The following is a 15,745-nucleotide window of genomic DNA, read 5'->3' as shown; positions in this document are numbered from 1 at the left end:
CGTTCCAGGGCCTGCGGGCCAGGACGGGCGGGGAGCCAGCCCCCGCGCCCCCCGGGATACTTGCATGAAGAAGAAGGATCAGCGCTTGCGCCGCCGCTTGGTGGCGCGCTTGATCTCGGCCAGCCGGGCCTTGACCGCCATCCGACCCGGACCGCCTCGTCGCCCCTTGGCCGGGCCGCGCGGCAGCGTCGCGCCCTCCAGCTCCAGGAGATCCAGCGTCAGCCCGCCCGTCAGCGGCAGCGCCTCGGCCAGCCGCACCGTGACACGCTGACCGATCCCGATCTCCAGCCCCGTATCGCTGCCGATCAGCATCTGGCGGTCGGGGTCGAAGTGGAAATACTCCTGCCCGATGGCGCGGATCGGCAGCAGTCCGTCGGCGCCGGTCTCGTCCAGCTTGACGAAGGCGCCGAACTTCTGGATGCCGCTGATGCGGCCGGTCATCTCGGACCCCACGCGTTCGGCCAGAAACGCCGCCAGATAGCGGTCGGTCGTGTCGCGCTCGGCGGCCATGCTGCGCCGCTCGGTCTCGCTGATATGGGTGGCGGTCTCGGGCAGGCGTTCGATCTGGTCCTCGGTCAGCCCGTCCTTGCCCCAGCCATGCGCGCTGATCAGCGCGCGATGCACCACCAGGTCGGCATAGCGCCGGATGGGCGAGGTGAAATGCGCATAGCTTTTCAGCGACAGGCCGAAATGGCCGTAATTCTCGGGGTGGTAATAGGCCTGGGTCATCGACCGCAGCGTGCTGATGTTGATCAGCTCGTGGAAATCGCCGCCCTCGGCCTGGGCCAGCAGGCGGTTCAGGTGGCTGGTATGCAGCACCTGCCCCTTGGCCAGCGTGAAGCCCGAGGCCTGGGCCACCTCGCGCAGCGCCTCCATCTTGTCCAGGCTGGGTTCCTCATGGACGCGGAACAGCAGCGGACGCTGGCGGCGGGTCAGCTCCTCGGCGGCGGCCACGTTGGCCAGCACCATGAACTCCTCGATCAGGCGATGCGCGTCCAGGCGCTCGCGGAAGGCCACGGCCTTGACGCGCCCCTCGGGGCTCAGCTCGATCCGGCGCTCGGGCAGGTCCAGCTCCAGCGGCTGGCGGCGTTCGCGCGCGGATTTCAGCAGGCCATAGGCATGCCATAGCGGACGGATCACGTCATCCATCAGCGGCTCGGTCTGCGCGTCGGGCGCACCGTCCGCGCCCGCCTGCGCCTGTTCATAGGCCAGGCTCGCGCGGCTGTTCATCATGCCGCGGTGAAAGCGGTGGCCGGTCTTGTTGCCCTGGGCGTCCAGCCGCATCTCGACCGCGATCACGGCGCGGTCCACGCCCTCGTGCAACGAACACAGGTCGGCCGACAGCGCCTCGGGCAGCATGGGCACCACGCGGTCGGGGAAATAGGTGGAGTTGCCCCGCGTCCAGGCCTCGCGGTCCAGCGCGGAGCCGGGGCGGACGTAATGGGCCACGTCGGCGATGGCGACCCAGATGGTCGCGCCGCCGTCATCCTCGGCGAAGGCCGCGACCGCGTCGTCATGGTCGCGCGCATCCGACGGGTCGATGGTGACCAGCGGCAGGTGGCGCAGGTCGTCGCGACCCTTCATGGGCGCAGGCGTCGCCGCCTCGGCCTCGTCGATGGCCTTTTGCGGGAATTCGTCGGGAATGCCATGCTGATGGATCGCGATCAGGCTGACCGCGCGCGGGGCCGAGGGGTCGCCCAAGCGTTCGATGATGCGCGCCTGCGGCAGGCCCATGCGGTGGCGCGGACCGATCTGTTCGGCCTGGACCAGTTCGCCGTTGGCGGCGTCCAGCGTCGCATCGGCGCGCACACGCCATTCCTTGTCCTGACCCTTGTCGATGGGCAGGATGCGGCCGCCTTCGCTGTCCTTGCGGAAGATGCCGGTGATGCGGTTGGCCTGCGCGGTGATGCGGCGGATCAGGCGGGCCTGATACTGATGATCCTCACCCACCACCGGGATCAGGCGGCCCAGAAAGCGGTCGCCGCGCCCAAGCGCCGGGTCCGATTTCAGCGCCGCATAGAGGATGCGCGGCATCGGCCCCGTCCCCGACCATTCCAGCGGCCGCGCGAACAGATCGCCCGACCCGTCGGGGGGCAGCAGTTCCAGCACGGTGACCGGCGGCAGGGTCTCGGCGTCCAGATAATGGCGGCGGCGGCGTTCCAGCTGTCCCTCGGCCTCCAGCTCCTTCAGCAGGCGCTTCAGCTCGATCCGCGCGGCGCCCTTGATGCCGAAGGCCTTGGCGATGTCGCGCTTGGAATTGGCCGACGGATGTTCGGCCAGCCATTCCAGGATCTGCGCCTTGCCGGGGATCTGGGTCATGCGATCACCCGCACCATGTCGCGATGCGGGATGCCCGCATCGTCATAGACCGGACCCTCGGCGACGAAGCCCAGCCTTTCGTAGAACCCCATCGCATGGACCTGCGATCCCAGATGCGCCTCGCGCACGCCGCGCGCGATCAGCGCGTCGATGGCGGCCTGCATCAGCGCCGCGCCCATGCCGGTGCCGCGCTGATCGGCCAGCACGCAGACGCGGCCGATCTTGCCCGTGTCGCCCTTGATCAGCAGGCGCGCGGTCGCCACGGGGCGGCCCGCCTCGTCGCGGGCCAGCAGGTGGATGGCGCCTTCGTCCAGATCGTCCATCTCATCGGCCTCGGGGACGGACTGCTCCTCGATGAAGACGGTGCGGCGCAGGGCGTGGCAGGCGGCCAGATCGGTCGTTTCCTCGATCGTCATGCAAAGAACCTTTCCAGGATACGCTGATAGATCACCTTCAGCTGGCGGACCTGCTGGGCGGGGACGCGTTCGTCCACCTGATGCATGTGGGCCCCGACCAGGCCGAATTCCACCACCGGGCAGTGATCCTTGACGAACCGCGCATCCGACGTCCCGCCCGAGGTCGACAGGACCGGCTGGCGGTTGGTCTCCTGCGTGACCACGCCGCGCACCAGATCGACGAAGGGGCCGGGCGCGGTCAGGAAGGCCTCGCCCGAGACATAGGCCGCGACGTCCAGCGTCACGCCCGTCTCGGCCGCGATGCGGGCGGCGTGATCGGACAGGCGGCGGTGCAGCCCGTCGCCCGTGTGCAGGTCGTTGAAGCGGATGTTGACCACCGCCACCGCCTTTTCCGGGATCACGTTCGACGCGGGGTTGCCGCAGTCGATCGTGGTGATCTGGACGCCCGAGGGGTCGAAATGATCCGTCCCCTGATCCAGCGGCTCGGCGGTCAGTTCGGCCAGATAGCGGGTCAGGGCGTGCAGCGGGTTCAGCGCCTTGTGCGGATAGGCGGCGTGCCCCTGCTTGCCCCGCGCGGTGATGGTGTAGGTCGCCGATCCGCGGCGGCCGATCTTCATCATCTCGCCCATGACCTCGGGGTTCGACGGCTCGCCCACGATGCAGGCCTCCATCCGCTCGCCGGTCTCGGCCATCCAGTCCAGCAGCGCGATGGTTCCGTCGCGGGAGGTGCCCTCCTCGTCGCCGGTGATGGTCAGGATCACCGCGCCGTCGGGCGGGGTCTCGCGCACGAAGTCGATGGCCGCGCAGGCAAAGGCCGCGACACCCGACTTCATGTCGGTCGCGCCGCGCCCCCAGATCACGTCATCGGCGTCCCAATGCCCCGAAAACGGCGGATGCGTCCAGGAGGCCAGGTCGCCCGGCGGCACCACGTCGGTATGGCCGTTGAAGCCGATGGCCCGCGCCCCCTTGGCGCCCCATCGCGCGAACAGGTTCGGCGTGCCCGCCCGGTCGACGCGGTGGCATTCGAAGCCCGCGTCCTCCAGCACCTCCTGCAGCAGGACCAGCGCGCCGCCCTCCTCCGGGGTGACCGAAGGGCAGCGGATCAGGCGGGCGGTCAGGTCGGCGGCGTCAGGCATCACAGGCTCCAGAGTTCGATTGCACGGCGGACCAGGTTCAGCCCGGTCAGGATCAGGAGGATCAGCGTCCAGCGGCGGAACTGCGCGACATCCAGGCGGTCCTGCAACGCAAAGCCCGCCATCATGCCCGCAAAGGCCGGAATGCAGAGCAGCGCCGACAAAGGCAGCGTCTGCGCATTGAGCAGCCCCGAGACCAGATGCGCCCCGAACAGCACCACCGCCCCGATCAGGAAGACCACGCCCTGGACGCGGACCTGCTCCTTCTTGTCGGTACCGATGGAGAGCAGATAGACGATCAGCGGCGGCCCCCAGATGCCCGAGATGCCGCCGTAGAGCCCGCCGATGACGCCCGACCACCCTTCGGCCCGCCGCCTGTGGCGCAGGTTCAGGACCAGCGGGCGACCCGACAGCTGCCACAGCGCAAACAGCGTGATCGGCACGCCCAGAAGCCCGTACATGATCCATTGCGGCATGATCGCGGCAAAGCCCGCCGAGACGCAGATGAAGATGCAGACCATCGCGATATGCAGGCGGAACTTGCGCGCCGAGTCCAGCGCGGGACCGCGCCCGTCGCGCACCGCCTGCTGCACGTTGGTGAACAGCGTGGGCAGGATCATCGCGGGCAGGGCCACGGCGGCGGGCATGATGGAGCCGAAGGCCGACATCATGATCATGGGCATGGCAAAGCCCAGGGCCCCCTTCACGAATCCTGCAAAGGCGGTGATCCCGAAGGCCGCCAGGAATTGCCAGGGCTCCAGTCCGAACATGGGCGCACGCTAACCGCGCCCGCGGGAAAGGAAAAGGCCGGTTTCACGCGCGGATCGGGTGCGACAGATTAGGTCGCTTATGGGCCGCACAGCGCAAAATTGTTGCGCTGCAGATGCGAAGGCGCTAGTCATGCTGCAACGCCGCGAAAGGATGACCTGGATGAAAGACCTTCAGCACCGCTCGGATGCCGTCCTGTCGGAACTGGACGCCCTGCAGGACCGCGCCACCACCGCGCTGCGCGACCGCGTCACGCAGGACGGGCGGGTCGATCCGGCGCTTCTGGACCGGCATCAGCACGCGGCGCATGCGCTGTCCTGGCTGGCGACCTATGTGCTGTCGCTGCGGCAGCTGCAGGCCTGGGCGGCGCGGGTCGAGGGTCCGATGGAGGCGCTGATCGCGCAGATCGGCATGGCGGAATACCTGACCCAGATCCTGGGCGGCATCCCGATGAGCCAGACCGAATTCGCCCGCCTGTCCGATCTGGGCGTCACCTGGGAGCCGTCGGAGGAGGCGCGCGCCCTGATGGCCGGCAACAGCCCCGAGGCGCGGGCCGAGCTGGCCGCGCAGATCGCGCGGAACGCGGGTGCCGCGACCTTCGGCGCGTCGGGTCTGGACGCGGACCTTGAGATGATCCGCGACCAGTTCCGCCGCTGGACCGATGACAAGGTCGCACCCCATGCCCATGGCTGGCACATGAGGGATGAGCTGATCCCGATGGAGATCATCGAGGAGCTGGCGGGTCTGGGCGTCTTCGGCCTGACCATCCCCGAAGAGTTCGGTGGTCTGGGTATGCCCAAGGCGGCGATGGTCGTCGTGTCCGAGGAGCTGTCGCGCGGCTATATCGGCGTCGGCTCCCTGGGCACCCGCAGCGAGATCGCGGCCGAGCTGATCCTCTGCGGCGGCACCGAGGCGCAGAAGGCGCAGTGGCTGCCGCGCCTGGCCAGCGGAGAGACCCTGCCCACCGCCGTCTTCACCGAACCCAATACCGGCAGCGATCTGGGGTCGCTGCGGACGCGGGCGGTCAGGGACGGCGACGATTGGGTCGTGACCGGCAACAAGACCTGGATCACCCATGCCGCCCGCACCCATGTGATGACCCTGCTGGCGCGCACCGACCCCGACACGACCGACTATCGCGGCCTGTCGATGTTCCTGGCCGAAAAGACGCCGGGCACGGACGCCGACCCCTTCCCCACCCCCGGCATGACCGGCGGCGAGATCGAGGTCCTGGGCTATCGCGGCATGAAGGAATACGAACTGGGCTTCGACGGGTTCCGCGTGGCGGGCGCCAACCTTCTGGGAGGAGAGACGGGTCAGGGCTTCAAGCAGCTGATGCAGACCTTCGAATCGGCCCGCATCCAGACCGCCGCCCGCGCCATCGGGGTGGCGCAGAACGCGCTGGAGCTGGGGTTGCGCTATGCGCTGGACCGGCGGCAGTTCGGCAAGCCCCTGGCGGAATTCCCGCGCGTGGCCGACAAGCTGGCGATGATGGCTGTCGAAATCATGATCGCGCGGCAGCTGACTTATTTCAGCGCGTGGGAAAAAGATCACGGTCGGCGCTGCGATCTGGAGGCCGGGATGGCCAAGCTGCTGGGCGCGCGGGTGGCGTGGTCGGCGGCGGACAATGCGCTGCAGATCCACGGTGGCAACGGTTTCGCGCTGGAATACCCGATCAGCCGCGTGCTGTGCGATGCCCGGATCCTGAACATCTTCGAGGGCGCGGCCGAGATCCAGGCCCAGGTGATCGCGCGGCGACTTTTGGGTTGACGCACGCATGCACTGGATCGATCGGCGGAATGACGCTAGACCACGTCAGTTCCGCTTGTCCGTGCCTTTAGGAGCCGCGCCCCATGTCCCTGTCGTCCCGCCCCGTTCTTGCCCTTGCCGCCCTGGCCACGCTGGCCCTGTCCGCCTGTTCGGAACCCGCCGGCGATCCGATGGGGGGCATCCCGGCCAATGACTATGTGCTGGTCGGCATCGGCAACGGCACCGTGCCGCTGCGCAACATCACCCTGACCACCCGCCCCGAGGGCGTGTCGGGCCGCGGCCCCTGCAACGGCTATGCCGCCAAGAACACCGTGCCGCTGCCCGCCGTGGCCTTCGAGCCGCTGCAGACCACCGGCGTCGCAGGCTGTGCCGACGAGGCGGTCGAGCAGCGCTTCTTCCAGGCGCTGCAGCAGGCGACCTCGATGGAGTATTACGGCGGCGTCCTGCGCATCAAGGGCCCGACCTGGCTGATCTTCGAAAGCGGTCGTCCGGCCGAGCAGGCCACCGACGCGCTGTCGGCCGCGCGCGGCAACCAGTAAGGCCTCAGGCCCGCAGCAGGCGGCGCATCAGCCGCCCGCGCGCCGCCGGCAGGGGCCGCCCGACCAGATCGGGCGCCAGCCGGTGTTCCAGGAAATGCCCGGTGATGGCCAGCCCCAGGGCCAGGCCGTCACCCTGGGCCGTGCCCCCCATCAGCGCCGGCAGCGGCAGCAGCCGGTCCGCCCATTCCCCCGCCCCCGCCCGGCTGACCGCGCGCCCGCTGCGCGGGCTGACGAAGGCCAGATCGCCGGTATCGCCGGTGACCGCGCAGGCGCCCAGGTCCAGGCCATAGCCCATCTCCTCCAGCAGCAGCATCTCCCAGGCCAGATAGGCGGCAGACCAGTCGCCCCCGGCCTCGATCCGGTCCAGCAGGTCCTCGGTCCGCAGGGTCAGCTGCGGGTGCGGATCGCGTTCGGGCAGCGCGAAGACCAGCAGCGCGCAGACCGCGTTCAGCGCTGCCAGCCCCGCCGCATCGCCCATCAGCCCGCTGCGCAGCCGCAAGGGCTCGGCGGTGAAGCTGCCCAGCTGATCGGCCTGCCGCGCCCGCCAGCGCAGGTCCAGATGCGCGCCGGGTTGCAGCATCGCCGCGCGCCGCGATGAGGCGCCGCCGGGCACCACCCCGGCATGGCGGCCATGCTCGACGGTCAGCACGTCGATGATCAGCGCGGTCTCGCCATGCGGGCGCCGTGCGAGGACGGTGCCCGGTGCCTGCCATTCCACGGTCAGACCCCGTCGGGCAGTACCAGCGCGCCGTCGCCGGACAGGGGCCAGAACGGGTTGCAGGCGATCTCCCAGACATGGCCGTCCGGGTCGGCCAGGTAGCCGGAATAGCCGCCCCAGAAGACCGCCTCGGGGCGCTTCAACGCGCGGGCGCCCGCCGCCAGGGCCGCATCGAAGACGGCATCGACTTCCGCGCGGTCGGTGCAGTTCTGCGCCAGGGTGACGGCGCCGCTGCCGGGGGGCAGCGTCTCGCGGCCCTGGTCATGGGCCAGATCGGCCAGCGGAAACAGCGCCAGCGCCGAGCCGTTCATCTGATAGAACAGGATGCCCGGCTGCGACTGCGGATGCGGCAACCAGCCCCAGGCCGCATAGAAGCGCTGCGCCCGCGCCAGGTCGGCGACGCCGAGCGTGATCAGCGTCACGCGCTGTCGGGGAAGGGTCCGGGCCATGGGCGCTCCTTTCCGGTCAGGCTGACACGGCGGCGGCGGTCGGGCAAGGCCGCTATTGCGCGCGCCCGGCCGCCAGGTCGCGCCGGTCGCGCCGCCGCCGTCCGGCCTGGCGCAGCAGGGTGACGGTATAGATCGCCAGTGCCGCCCAGATCATCGGGAAGGCCACCAGCCGCGCCCCGTCGAAGGGCTCTCCGAAGAGCAGCACGGCGCAGAGGAAGATCATCGTCGGCGCGATGTATTGCAGGATGCCGATGGTCGACAGGCGGATCAGCTTGGCCCCATTGGCATAGAACAGCAGCGGGATGGCGGTGATCGGCCCGCAGCCCAGCAGCAGCAGCGCCTGCCCCCAGCCTGCCTGCAGGAAATGCGCCTGCCCCGCCGCGGCCTGCCAGATCAGGAAGGCCGCCGCGAAGGGCGTCAGCAGCAGCACCTCCAGCGTGAAGCCCTGGTTGGGACCAAGCGGCAGGCTCTTCTTGCAATAGGCATAGATGCCCCAGGACAGCGTCAGCCCGATGGCCACCACGGGCAGCCGCCCGGCCTGCACCGTCAGCAGCACGACCGCCGCCGCCGCCAGCGCGATGGCCGCCCATTGCCCGCGCGACAGACGCTCCTTCAGCAGGGTCGCGCCCAGGAAAACGCTGAACAGCGGGTTGATGTAGTAGCCGAGCGCCGCCTCCAGCGCCTGATCGTTGGCGATGGCCCAGACATAGATCAGCCAGTTGACCGAGATCAGCACCGCCGTCAGCGCCGCCATGGCCAAAAGCCGCGGCTGGCGCAGCGCCTGTCCCACATCGCCCGCCCGCCCCTGCCACAGCAGCACCGCCGCCGCGATGGGCAGCGACCACAGGATGCGATGCGCGATGATCTCGGCCGCGGGCAGATGGGCCAGCGCCTTCATGTAGATCGGCAGGAACCCCCACAGCAGATAGGCTGTGACGGCATAGGCCAGGCCCTTGGGCGAATCGGTCTGCGGGATGCTCATGCCCGGATGCATATGCTGCAACCCGCAACCCCGCCAGAGGTCAGACAAGCCCGTCCTGATCCAGGAGCGTGCGCCCGTCGCGGGATTCGATCTCCAGCACCCAGAGGTCCGGGTCGCGGGCGCGCTGGCGGGCGATGGCGGCGTCGATCTCGCGTTCGGGGCCGGTCTGGACCGCGACCCAGGGGCGGGTGTCGCTGTCCATGTCCCATTCGCGCATCCACAAGGCGGCGCTGCCGTCCAGATGCGCGCATTTCACCGCGATGGCGCCCGCCGTGTCGTCGCCCCGCGCCGTCACATAGGCGGGGATAGCGGCCTGGGCCAGCCGCGCCCGATAGGCCGCGACCCAGAGGGACGCAGCCAGCCTAGCCTCAGCCATCGCCGTCGCGGAAGTTCAAGCCGATCTCGTCATAGCGTTCGGCCTCGTTCTCCCAGTTCTCGCGGACGCGGACCTGCAGGAACAGGTGCACGCGGCGGCCCATGAAGGCCTCCAGCTCGACCCGGGCGGCCTGGCCCACGGCCTTGATCGTCTCTCCGCCCTTGCCCAGCACGATGCCCTTGTGGCCGGGCCGGGCGACATAGACGACCTGATCGACGCGCGCGCTGCCGTCGTCCTTCTCCTCCCAGGCCTCGGTCTCGACCGTCAGCTGATAGGGAATCTCCTCATGCAGGCGCAGGGTCAGCTTCTCGCGGGTGATCTCGGCCGCGATCATGCGCATGGGCAGGTCGGCGATCTGATCCTCGGGGTAGAGCCACGGGCTTTCGGGCAGGCTGCGGGCCAGCCAGTCGCGCAGCTGCTGGCAGCCATGGCCGCGCATCGCGGAGATCATGAAGGTCTCGCGGAAGGGATAGGCCTCGTTCAGCTGCTTGGAGAGCGCGAGCAGGGCCTCGGCCTTGACGCGGTCGATCTTGTTGATGACCAGGGCCACGGGCGTGCCCTGCCCCAGATTGGCCAGCTGGTCCAGGATGGCCTGCGCGCCGTCGGTCAGCCCGCGATGCGCCTCGATCAGGACCAGCACCACATCCGCATCCGACGCCCCGCCCCAGGCCGCCGCGACCATGCTGCGGTCCAGGCGGCGGCGCGGGCGGAAGATGCCCGGCGTGTCGACAAAGACGATCTGCGCGGGACCGTGCATGGCGATGCCGCGGATGCGGGCGCGGGTCGTCTGGACCTTGTGGGTCACGATGCTGACCTTGGCGCCGACCATCTGGTTCAGCAGGGTGGATTTGCCCGCGTTCGGCTCGCCGATCAGGGCGACGAAGCCCGCGCGGGTGGGCTGATCGGGGGTGGCGTGGTCGGGGGTGGTGATGTCGTCGGTCATGTCGGGTTCTCCAGCCGGTCCAGCAGCGCTGCGGCGGCGGCCTGTTCGATGCTGCGCTTGGTGCCCGTGCCGCGGGCCTGCGCGTGGCGGCCATCCTCCAGCCGGACGGTGATCAGGAAGACCGGCGCATGGTCGGGGCCGCTGCGGTCGGTCTGTTCATAGACGGGGGGCGGCATGCCCTGGGCCTGCGCCCATTCCTGCAGCGCGGTCTTGGCGTCGCGGCTGTCCTCGGCCACGCGCTCCAGCCGCGGTCCCCAGTGGCGCAGCACGATCCGGCGCGCGGCCTCGAACCCCGCATCCAGATAGACGGCGGCCAGCACGGCCTCCATCGCATCGGCCAGAAGCGCCTCCTTGCGGCGCCCGCCCGACAGCATCTCGGACCGGCCCAGCTTCAGCACCTCGCCCAAAGACAGCTCGCGCGCGACGGCGGCGCAGGTCTCTCCGCGCACCAGCGCGTTGTAGCGGGGCGCCAGCTGGCCCTCGCTGGCGGCGGTGTCGGCGGAGAACAGCGCCTCGGCCATGACCAGGCCCAGGACGCGGTCGCCCAGGAACTCCAGCCGCTGGTTGTCGGGCCGCGTCACGCTGGCGATCGAGCCGTGCGTCAGCGCGCGGATCAGCAGTTCGGGGCGCGCGAACTCATGCCCCAGACGGGCCATGAAGGCCCGGATGTCGGCCGAGGGCGTCAATGCACCGCCTTGAAGAAGCGGTCGGAGCGCCAGGTCCAGAAGTAGAGAAGCGACCGCCCGGCGGAGGAGAACATGATCCGGTCCGCGCGCCCGATCAGGTATTCGGCCGGCACGAAGCCCAGGCCGCCGATCTCGGCCGGGAAGCGGCTGTCCTCGGAATTGTCGCGGTTGTCGCCCATGAAGAAGTACTGGCCCTCGGGGACGGTGAAGGTCGGCGTGTCGTCGGCCACCCAGCCATCGACGATGTTCAGGATGGTGTGGCTGCGCCCGCCGGGCAGGGTCTCGGTCTGCCGCTCGCTGATGCAGTCGCCGCCGGGGGCGACCGGGTCGTTCACGCAGCGCGGGATCAGGCCCTGCGGGCCCTGCTGCTCCTTGACCTCGACGAACTCTCCGGCGGGGGCGACCTGCACCGGCTCTCCGTTGATCCACAGGCGGCCGCCGCGCATCTGCACCGTGTCGCCCGGCAGGCCGATCACGCGCTTGATGAAGTCGACGTTGCGGGTGGGGTGGCGGAACACCGCCACGTCGCCGCGTTCAGGTGCGCGATCCAGGATGCGGCCGCTGATCGGGCACATCGAGAAGGGGCAGCTATGAGCGGAATAGCCGTAGGCCATCTTGTTCACGAACAGGAAGTCGCCGATCAGCAGCGTGTCCTTCATGCTGCCCGAGGGGATCCAGAAGGGCTGGAAGAACAGCGTGCGGAAAATGCCCGCGATCACCAGCGCCCAGAAGATCGTCTTGACGGTCTCCCAGATGCCGTCCTTTTTCTCGGGCGCTGCCGTTGCCATTCCGCGTGGTCCTTTTTGTCCGGGGGCCGCGCCCCTGCATCCGGGCGTTCATGGGCCGGGGATCGGGCAAAAGTCAAGCAGGCGCAGGGCCGGGACGGGCCTCGATCACCACGAAGGCCTGCGCCCAGGGGTGGTCGTCGGTCAGCGTGACATGCACGATGGCGTGATGGCCCGCAGGCGTCATCGCGGCCAGCCGGTCCGCGGCCCATCCGGTCAGCGCCATGACCGGCTGACCCGACCGCAGGTTCGTCACCGCCATGTCGCGCCAGCTGATGCCCATGGCCAGGCCGGTGCCAAGCGCCTTGGAGCAGGCCTCCTTGGCGGCCCAACGCTTGGCCAGCGTGCCCGCCTCGTCGGCGCGCCGCGCGGCGCGGGCCAGTTCGATGTCGGTGAAGACGCGGGCCCGGAACCGGTCGCCGAAGCGGTCCAGCGTGCCCTGGATGCGGTCGATATTGGCCAGATCCGTGCCGATGCCCAGGATCATGGGCGCGCGGCATCCATGCGGGCGCGCATCTCCCGGATCGCGCCGTCCAGACCCAGGAACACCGATTCCGAGATCAGGAAATGCCCGATGTTCAGCTCCGCGATCTGGGGGATGGCGGCGATGGGGCCGACCGTGTCGAAGGTCAGCCCGTGGCCCGCATGGACCTCGAGCCCCAGATCGGCGGCCAGCGCCGCCCCCTCGCGCAGCGCGGCCAGTTCGGCGTCGCGTTCGGCGTGCCGCCCCTCGGTGTCAAGGTCGCAATAGGCGCCGGTATGCAGCTCGACCACCGCCGCGCCGATGCGGGCGGCGGCGCGGATCTGCGCGGGCTCATGGCCGATGAACAGCGACACCCGGCAGCCCGCCTCGCGCAGCGGCGCGATATAGGCGGCCAGCGCAGCCTCGTTGCCCGCCACGTCCAATCCGCCCTCGGTCGTGCGCTCCTCGCGCTTTTCGGGGACGATGCAGACGGCGTGGGGGCGGTGGCGCAGGGCGATGGCCTGCATCTCCGCCGTGGCGGCCATCTCGAAGTTCAGCGGCCGGGTCAGGCGGGCCATCAGCGCGTCGATGTCGGCGTCGCCGATATGGCGGCGATCCTCGCGCAGATGCGCGGTGATGCCGTCCGCGCCCGCGGCCTCGGCCATCAGCGCGGCGCGCAGCGGGTCGGGCCAGGGCGTGCCCCGGGCATTGCGGATGGTCGCGACGTGGTCGATGTTGACGCCAAGGCGCAGCATGGGGTCCTCCGGAATGGGTCGGGGCGCAGTCTAGACCCGTGCCGGGGCGGATGCCAGTTCGGTCGCGACCGCCCACCATCCCTTGCGCGCAAGGGCCGCAGCCGAGGCGCGGGCGGAGGCCGCATCGCCATGGATGCCGAAGCAGGTCGCCCCCGACCCCGACATGCGTGCCAGCCGCGCGCCCGTGGCCGACAGCGCCGCCAGAACCTCGGCGATGACCGGGGCGGTGGCGATGGCGGGCGCCTCGAGGTCGTTGCGGACCGTCCGCAGCCAGCCGATCAGCGCCTCCGCATCGCGAAAGGCCGGGATCTCGGGCAGGCCCGGATTGTCGCGCCGCGACAGCGCGGCAAAGATCGCGGGCGTCGGCACCGCGACGCGCGGGTTCGCCAGCACCAGATGCAGCGCGGGCAGGTCCGGCAGCGGGGTCACGATCTCTCCGATGCCCTGCATCCGCGCGGGGCGGCTGGCGAGGCAGACCGGCACGTCGGCGCCAAGCCGTTCGGTCCGGTCGGGCAGCGGATGGCCCATCCGCGCCAGCCCGCGCAGCACCGCCGCCGCGTCGGCCGAGCCGCCGCCGATGCCCGAGGCGACCGGCAGCGCCTTGGTCAGCCGGATCGCCGCCTGCCCGCCCGCCAGCCGCGCCGCGCGCAGGCAGAGATTGTCGTTCCCGACCTCCAGCCCCGCGGCAAAGGGGCCGTCGATGCTCAGCGACAGCGGGCCGGGCGACAGCGTGACCCGGTCGCCCATCGCCGCGAAGCAGACGAGCGAATCCAGCAGGTGATAGCCGTCGGCACGCCGCCCGGTGACATGCAGCGCCAGGTTCAGCTTGGCCGGGGCCTGCTCGGTGATCATTCGGTCGCGTCGGCCTCGGTCTGCGGGGATTGGGTGGGGTGGCTGGCCACGGGGCCGTCCTCCTCGGCCATCACCGCATTCAGCCCGCGCTCCAGCTTGTCGCGGATGCGGTCGGCATCGACCTCGCCGCTGTCGCCGGGTTCCAGCGACAGGGCGCGCTGCCACTGGATCTGCGCCTCGCGGTGGCGGCCGACCATCCAGTAGATGTCGCCCAGATGGTCGTTGACCAGCGGGTCCGACGCCATGCTGGCGATGGAGGCCTCCATCGGCGCCACGGCCTCCTGATAGCGGCCAAGCCGGAAATAGGCCCAGGCCAGGCTGTCCAGGATATAGCCGTCGCCGGGCGACAGCTCGACCGCCTTCTGGATCATCTCCAGCGCGCGGTCCAGGTTCTCGCCCCGGTCGATCCAGGAATAGCCCAGATAGTTCAGCAGGCTGGCCTGATCGGGCCGGATCTCCAGCGCGGCCAGCAGGTCGGCCTCGGCCCGGTCGAACTGGCCCGCGCGCTCCAGCGCGATGCCGCGGGCATAGAGCGGGAACCAGCGCAGGTCCGCGGGCGCATCCGCCAGCAGCTCCAGCGCCTTGTCATAGCTGGGCACGGACTGGGCGAACTTCTCCTGCTGGCGCAGCACGTCGCCCAGGGCGATCCAGGATTGCGCCAGGTTTGGATAGGCCGCGGTCAGCGCCAGCGCCGCCTTCTCGGCCTCGTCGGGCCGGCCCGCGCGCGACAGGGCGTCGATGCGCGACAGTTCGGCCTGGGGGCGCATCTCGCCCATGCCGCGCACGGCGTCGAACTCGGCCTCGGCCAGGTCGAACTGCTGGCGCTCCTGCAGCAGCTGCGCCGCCATCAGCCGCGCCTCGGCGTTCTGCGGAGAGATCCAGGCGGCCAGGCGCGCATGGATCAGCGCCAGAGGCTCGGGGTCGGGGCTGCTGGCCAGGGCCGAGGCGAAGGACAGCAGCAGATGCGCGATCCCGTCGCCGGGCCCCGCGATCACGTCGAAGGGCAGCACCTGCCCGTCGCGCAGCGCGTCGCGCATGGCCAGAAGCTGCGGCTCGGCCTCCAGCCCCTCGATCTGGTCCAGGATCGCCAGCGCCTCGTCGCCGCGGCCCAGCTGCGACAGGATCTGCACGCGCGCGGTCAGGCCCAGAACATGGCCGCCCGCCTCGGACTGGCCGATCAGGGTCTCGGCGGATTCGTAATCGCCCGCCAGCGCGCGGGCCAGCGCCAGGTGATAGTTCACGATGGGCGCGAGGCTCTCGGTCGCGGCCAGCGCCTCGAAGGCCGCCACGGCCTCGGTCGCGCGGCCCGCGCCCAGCAGCGCCCAGGCCCGGATCGTGCCGTCCATCAGGTCCTGCTCGGGCGGGATGTCGCCTTCGGGACGCGCGTCGATCAGGTCGATCACCCCCTGCCAGTCGCCGGCGCGCACCAGCTGCGCGCGGCGCAGCAGGCCTGCCAGCTCGGTCGGGCGATCCTCCTGGAACAGCCGCTCCGCCAGAAGCGCCGCGCGCTCGACCTCCCCGGCCGAGGCCAGCGCCACCAGCGCGCTGTCCACCAGATAGACATCCTGCGGATCGCGGGACGAGGCCTCGCTGAAATAGCGGGCGGCGGCGCGGAAGTCGTTCTCGACCGTCGCCATGCGCGCGGCCAGATAGGGCCCGGCCAGGCCGCGGATCGGCGCGGGCTGGGGGGCGTCCTGCGCCAGCGCCGGCAGACCGGCGGCCGACAGGGCGGCCAGCAGCGCCAGCGTCAGCAGGGCGGGGCGGGGTCGGGTCTGGGTCACGGGCGGCACT

17 protein-coding genes are annotated in these 15,745 nt (G+C 70.5%); 2 read left to right on the top strand and 15 right to left on the bottom strand.

Going from position 1 to position 15,745, the window contains the following annotated elements; genetic code table 11:
- Positions 1–78: 78 nt before the first annotated feature.
- Genes rnr through AACG61_RS02120 form a run of 4 tightly spaced genes read right to left on the bottom strand, consistent with a single transcriptional unit; the run spans position 79 to position 4,638 of the window.
- Complete coding sequence (gene rnr, locus AACG61_RS02135) at positions 79–2,319, bottom strand: ribonuclease R (protein WP_411838380.1); 2,241 nt, start codon at positions 2,317–2,319, stop codon at positions 79–81.
- Entirely contained in the window at positions 2,316–2,735 is a 420-nt protein-coding gene (locus tag AACG61_RS02130) for a GNAT family N-acetyltransferase (protein WP_411838379.1), read from the bottom strand. The genes rnr and AACG61_RS02130 overlap by 4 nt, the downstream gene beginning before the upstream one ends.
- Positions 2,732–3,871 (bottom strand): succinyl-diaminopimelate desuccinylase, encoded by a 1,140-nt coding sequence (gene dapE, locus AACG61_RS02125; protein WP_411838378.1) that lies wholly within the window; start codon positions 3,869–3,871, stop codon positions 2,732–2,734. The genes AACG61_RS02130 and dapE overlap by 4 nt, the downstream gene beginning before the upstream one ends.
- On the bottom strand, positions 3,871–4,638 hold the full coding sequence (locus AACG61_RS02120; RefSeq protein ID WP_411838377.1) for a sulfite exporter TauE/SafE family protein: 768 nt from the start codon (positions 4,636–4,638) through the stop codon (positions 3,871–3,873). The genes dapE and AACG61_RS02120 overlap by 1 nt, the downstream gene beginning before the upstream one ends.
- Before the next feature lie 160 nt (positions 4,639–4,798).
- Between AACG61_RS02120 and AACG61_RS02115 the strand changes: the two genes are divergently transcribed.
- Positions 4,799–6,406, top strand: a complete 1,608-nt coding sequence (locus AACG61_RS02115; RefSeq protein ID WP_411838376.1) for an acyl-CoA dehydrogenase family protein — start codon at positions 4,799–4,801, stop codon at positions 6,404–6,406.
- Between the two features lie 83 nt (positions 6,407–6,489).
- Complete coding sequence (locus AACG61_RS02110; protein ID WP_411838375.1) at positions 6,490–6,945, top strand: META domain-containing protein; 456 nt, start codon at positions 6,490–6,492, stop codon at positions 6,943–6,945.
- 4 nt (positions 6,946–6,949) lie between these two features.
- Here AACG61_RS02110 and recO read toward each other — a convergent pair whose 3' ends face one another.
- From recO to AACG61_RS02055, 11 genes are all read right to left on the bottom strand, one after another.
- Entirely contained in the window at positions 6,950–7,663 is a 714-nt protein-coding gene (recO, locus tag AACG61_RS02105) for a DNA repair protein RecO (protein ID WP_411838374.1), read from the bottom strand.
- 2 nt (positions 7,664–7,665) lie between these two features.
- Positions 7,666–8,112 carry a VOC family protein gene (locus AACG61_RS02100; protein ID WP_411838373.1) on the bottom strand — a complete coding sequence of 149 codons (447 nt, stop codon included), beginning with the start codon at positions 8,110–8,112 and terminating at the stop codon, positions 7,666–7,668.
- A 52-nt stretch (positions 8,113–8,164) separates the two neighbouring features.
- Entirely contained in the window at positions 8,165–9,094 is a 930-nt protein-coding gene (gene rarD / locus AACG61_RS02095) for an EamA family transporter RarD (protein ID WP_411838372.1), read from the bottom strand.
- 40 nt (positions 9,095–9,134) lie between these two features.
- Positions 9,135–9,470: a DUF1491 family protein gene (locus AACG61_RS02090; protein ID WP_411838371.1), complete on the bottom strand. Its 336-nt coding sequence runs from the start codon at positions 9,468–9,470 to the stop codon at positions 9,135–9,137.
- The gene (era, locus tag AACG61_RS02085; RefSeq protein ID WP_411838369.1) at positions 9,463–10,413 is read right to left on the bottom strand and encodes a GTPase Era; all 951 of its coding nucleotides are present in this window, start codon (positions 10,411–10,413) and stop codon (positions 9,463–9,465) included. Before era ends, AACG61_RS02090 begins: the two co-directional genes overlap by 8 nt.
- Positions 10,410–11,099 carry a ribonuclease III gene (rnc, locus tag AACG61_RS02080; RefSeq protein ID WP_411838368.1) on the bottom strand — a complete coding sequence of 230 codons (690 nt, stop codon included), beginning with the start codon at positions 11,097–11,099 and terminating at the stop codon, positions 10,410–10,412. The genes era and rnc overlap by 4 nt, the downstream gene beginning before the upstream one ends.
- On the bottom strand, positions 11,096–11,887 hold the full coding sequence (gene lepB / locus AACG61_RS02075; protein WP_411838367.1) for a signal peptidase I: 792 nt from the start codon (positions 11,885–11,887) through the stop codon (positions 11,096–11,098). The genes rnc and lepB overlap by 4 nt, the downstream gene beginning before the upstream one ends.
- Before the next feature lie 73 nt (positions 11,888–11,960).
- The gene (acpS, locus tag AACG61_RS02070; protein WP_411838366.1) at positions 11,961–12,371 is read right to left on the bottom strand and encodes a holo-ACP synthase; all 411 of its coding nucleotides are present in this window, start codon (positions 12,369–12,371) and stop codon (positions 11,961–11,963) included.
- Positions 12,368–13,102, bottom strand: a complete 735-nt coding sequence (locus AACG61_RS02065) for a pyridoxine 5'-phosphate synthase (protein WP_411838365.1) — start codon at positions 13,100–13,102, stop codon at positions 12,368–12,370. Before AACG61_RS02065 ends, acpS begins: the two co-directional genes overlap by 4 nt.
- Positions 13,103–13,132: 30 nt before the next feature.
- Entirely contained in the window at positions 13,133–13,954 is an 822-nt protein-coding gene (locus AACG61_RS02060; RefSeq protein WP_411838364.1) for a 4-(cytidine 5'-diphospho)-2-C-methyl-D-erythritol kinase, read from the bottom strand.
- Positions 13,951–15,735, bottom strand: coding sequence for a tetratricopeptide repeat protein (locus AACG61_RS02055; protein WP_411838363.1), 1,785 nt, complete (start codon positions 15,733–15,735; stop codon positions 13,951–13,953). Before AACG61_RS02055 ends, AACG61_RS02060 begins: the two co-directional genes overlap by 4 nt.
- Between the last annotated feature and the right edge of the window lie 10 nt (positions 15,736–15,745).

It is taken from the genome of Paracoccus sp. ME4, assembly GCF_046736325.1.
GTDB lineage: Bacteria > Pseudomonadota > Alphaproteobacteria > Rhodobacterales > Rhodobacteraceae > Paracoccus.
Note: the sequence above shows the minus strand (reverse complement) of the source record. Positions and strands in the feature narration are given on the sequence as shown.

What these genes read in the sequence shown, in the direction of transcription:
- AACG61_RS02100 (WP_411838373.1), bottom strand. Translation starts at nt 8,112, where the DNA reads ATGGCCCGGACCCTTCCCCGACAGCGCGTGACGCTGATCACGCTCGGC.
- rarD (WP_411838372.1), bottom strand. Translation starts at nt 9,094, where the DNA reads ATGAGCATCCCGCAGACCGATTCGCCCAAGGGCCTGGCCTATGCCGTC.
- era (WP_411838369.1), bottom strand. Translation starts at nt 10,413, where the DNA reads ATGACCGACGACATCACCACCCCCGACCACGCCACCCCCGATCAGCCC.
- rnr (WP_411838380.1), bottom strand. Translation starts at nt 2,319, where the DNA reads ATGACCCAGATCCCCGGCAAGGCGCAGATCCTGGAATGGCTGGCCGAA.
- AACG61_RS02090 (WP_411838371.1), bottom strand. Translation starts at nt 9,470, where the DNA reads ATGGCTGAGGCTAGGCTGGCTGCGTCCCTCTGGGTCGCGGCCTATCGG.
- AACG61_RS02115 (WP_411838376.1), top strand. Translation starts at nt 4,799, where the DNA reads ATGAAAGACCTTCAGCACCGCTCGGATGCCGTCCTGTCGGAACTGGAC.
- AACG61_RS02110 (WP_411838375.1), top strand. Translation starts at nt 6,490, where the DNA reads ATGTCCCTGTCGTCCCGCCCCGTTCTTGCCCTTGCCGCCCTGGCCACG.
- AACG61_RS02060 (WP_411838364.1), bottom strand. Translation starts at nt 13,954, where the DNA reads ATGATCACCGAGCAGGCCCCGGCCAAGCTGAACCTGGCGCTGCATGTC.
- dapE (WP_411838378.1), bottom strand. Translation starts at nt 3,871, where the DNA reads ATGCCTGACGCCGCCGACCTGACCGCCCGCCTGATCCGCTGCCCTTCG.
- AACG61_RS02120 (WP_411838377.1), bottom strand. Translation starts at nt 4,638, where the DNA reads ATGTTCGGACTGGAGCCCTGGCAATTCCTGGCGGCCTTCGGGATCACC.
- AACG61_RS02130 (WP_411838379.1), bottom strand. Translation starts at nt 2,735, where the DNA reads ATGACGATCGAGGAAACGACCGATCTGGCCGCCTGCCACGCCCTGCGC.
- lepB (WP_411838367.1), bottom strand. Translation starts at nt 11,887, where the DNA reads ATGGCAACGGCAGCGCCCGAGAAAAAGGACGGCATCTGGGAGACCGTC.
- acpS (WP_411838366.1), bottom strand. Translation starts at nt 12,371, where the DNA reads ATGATCCTGGGCATCGGCACGGATCTGGCCAATATCGACCGCATCCAG.
- AACG61_RS02065 (WP_411838365.1), bottom strand. Translation starts at nt 13,102, where the DNA reads ATGCTGCGCCTTGGCGTCAACATCGACCACGTCGCGACCATCCGCAAT.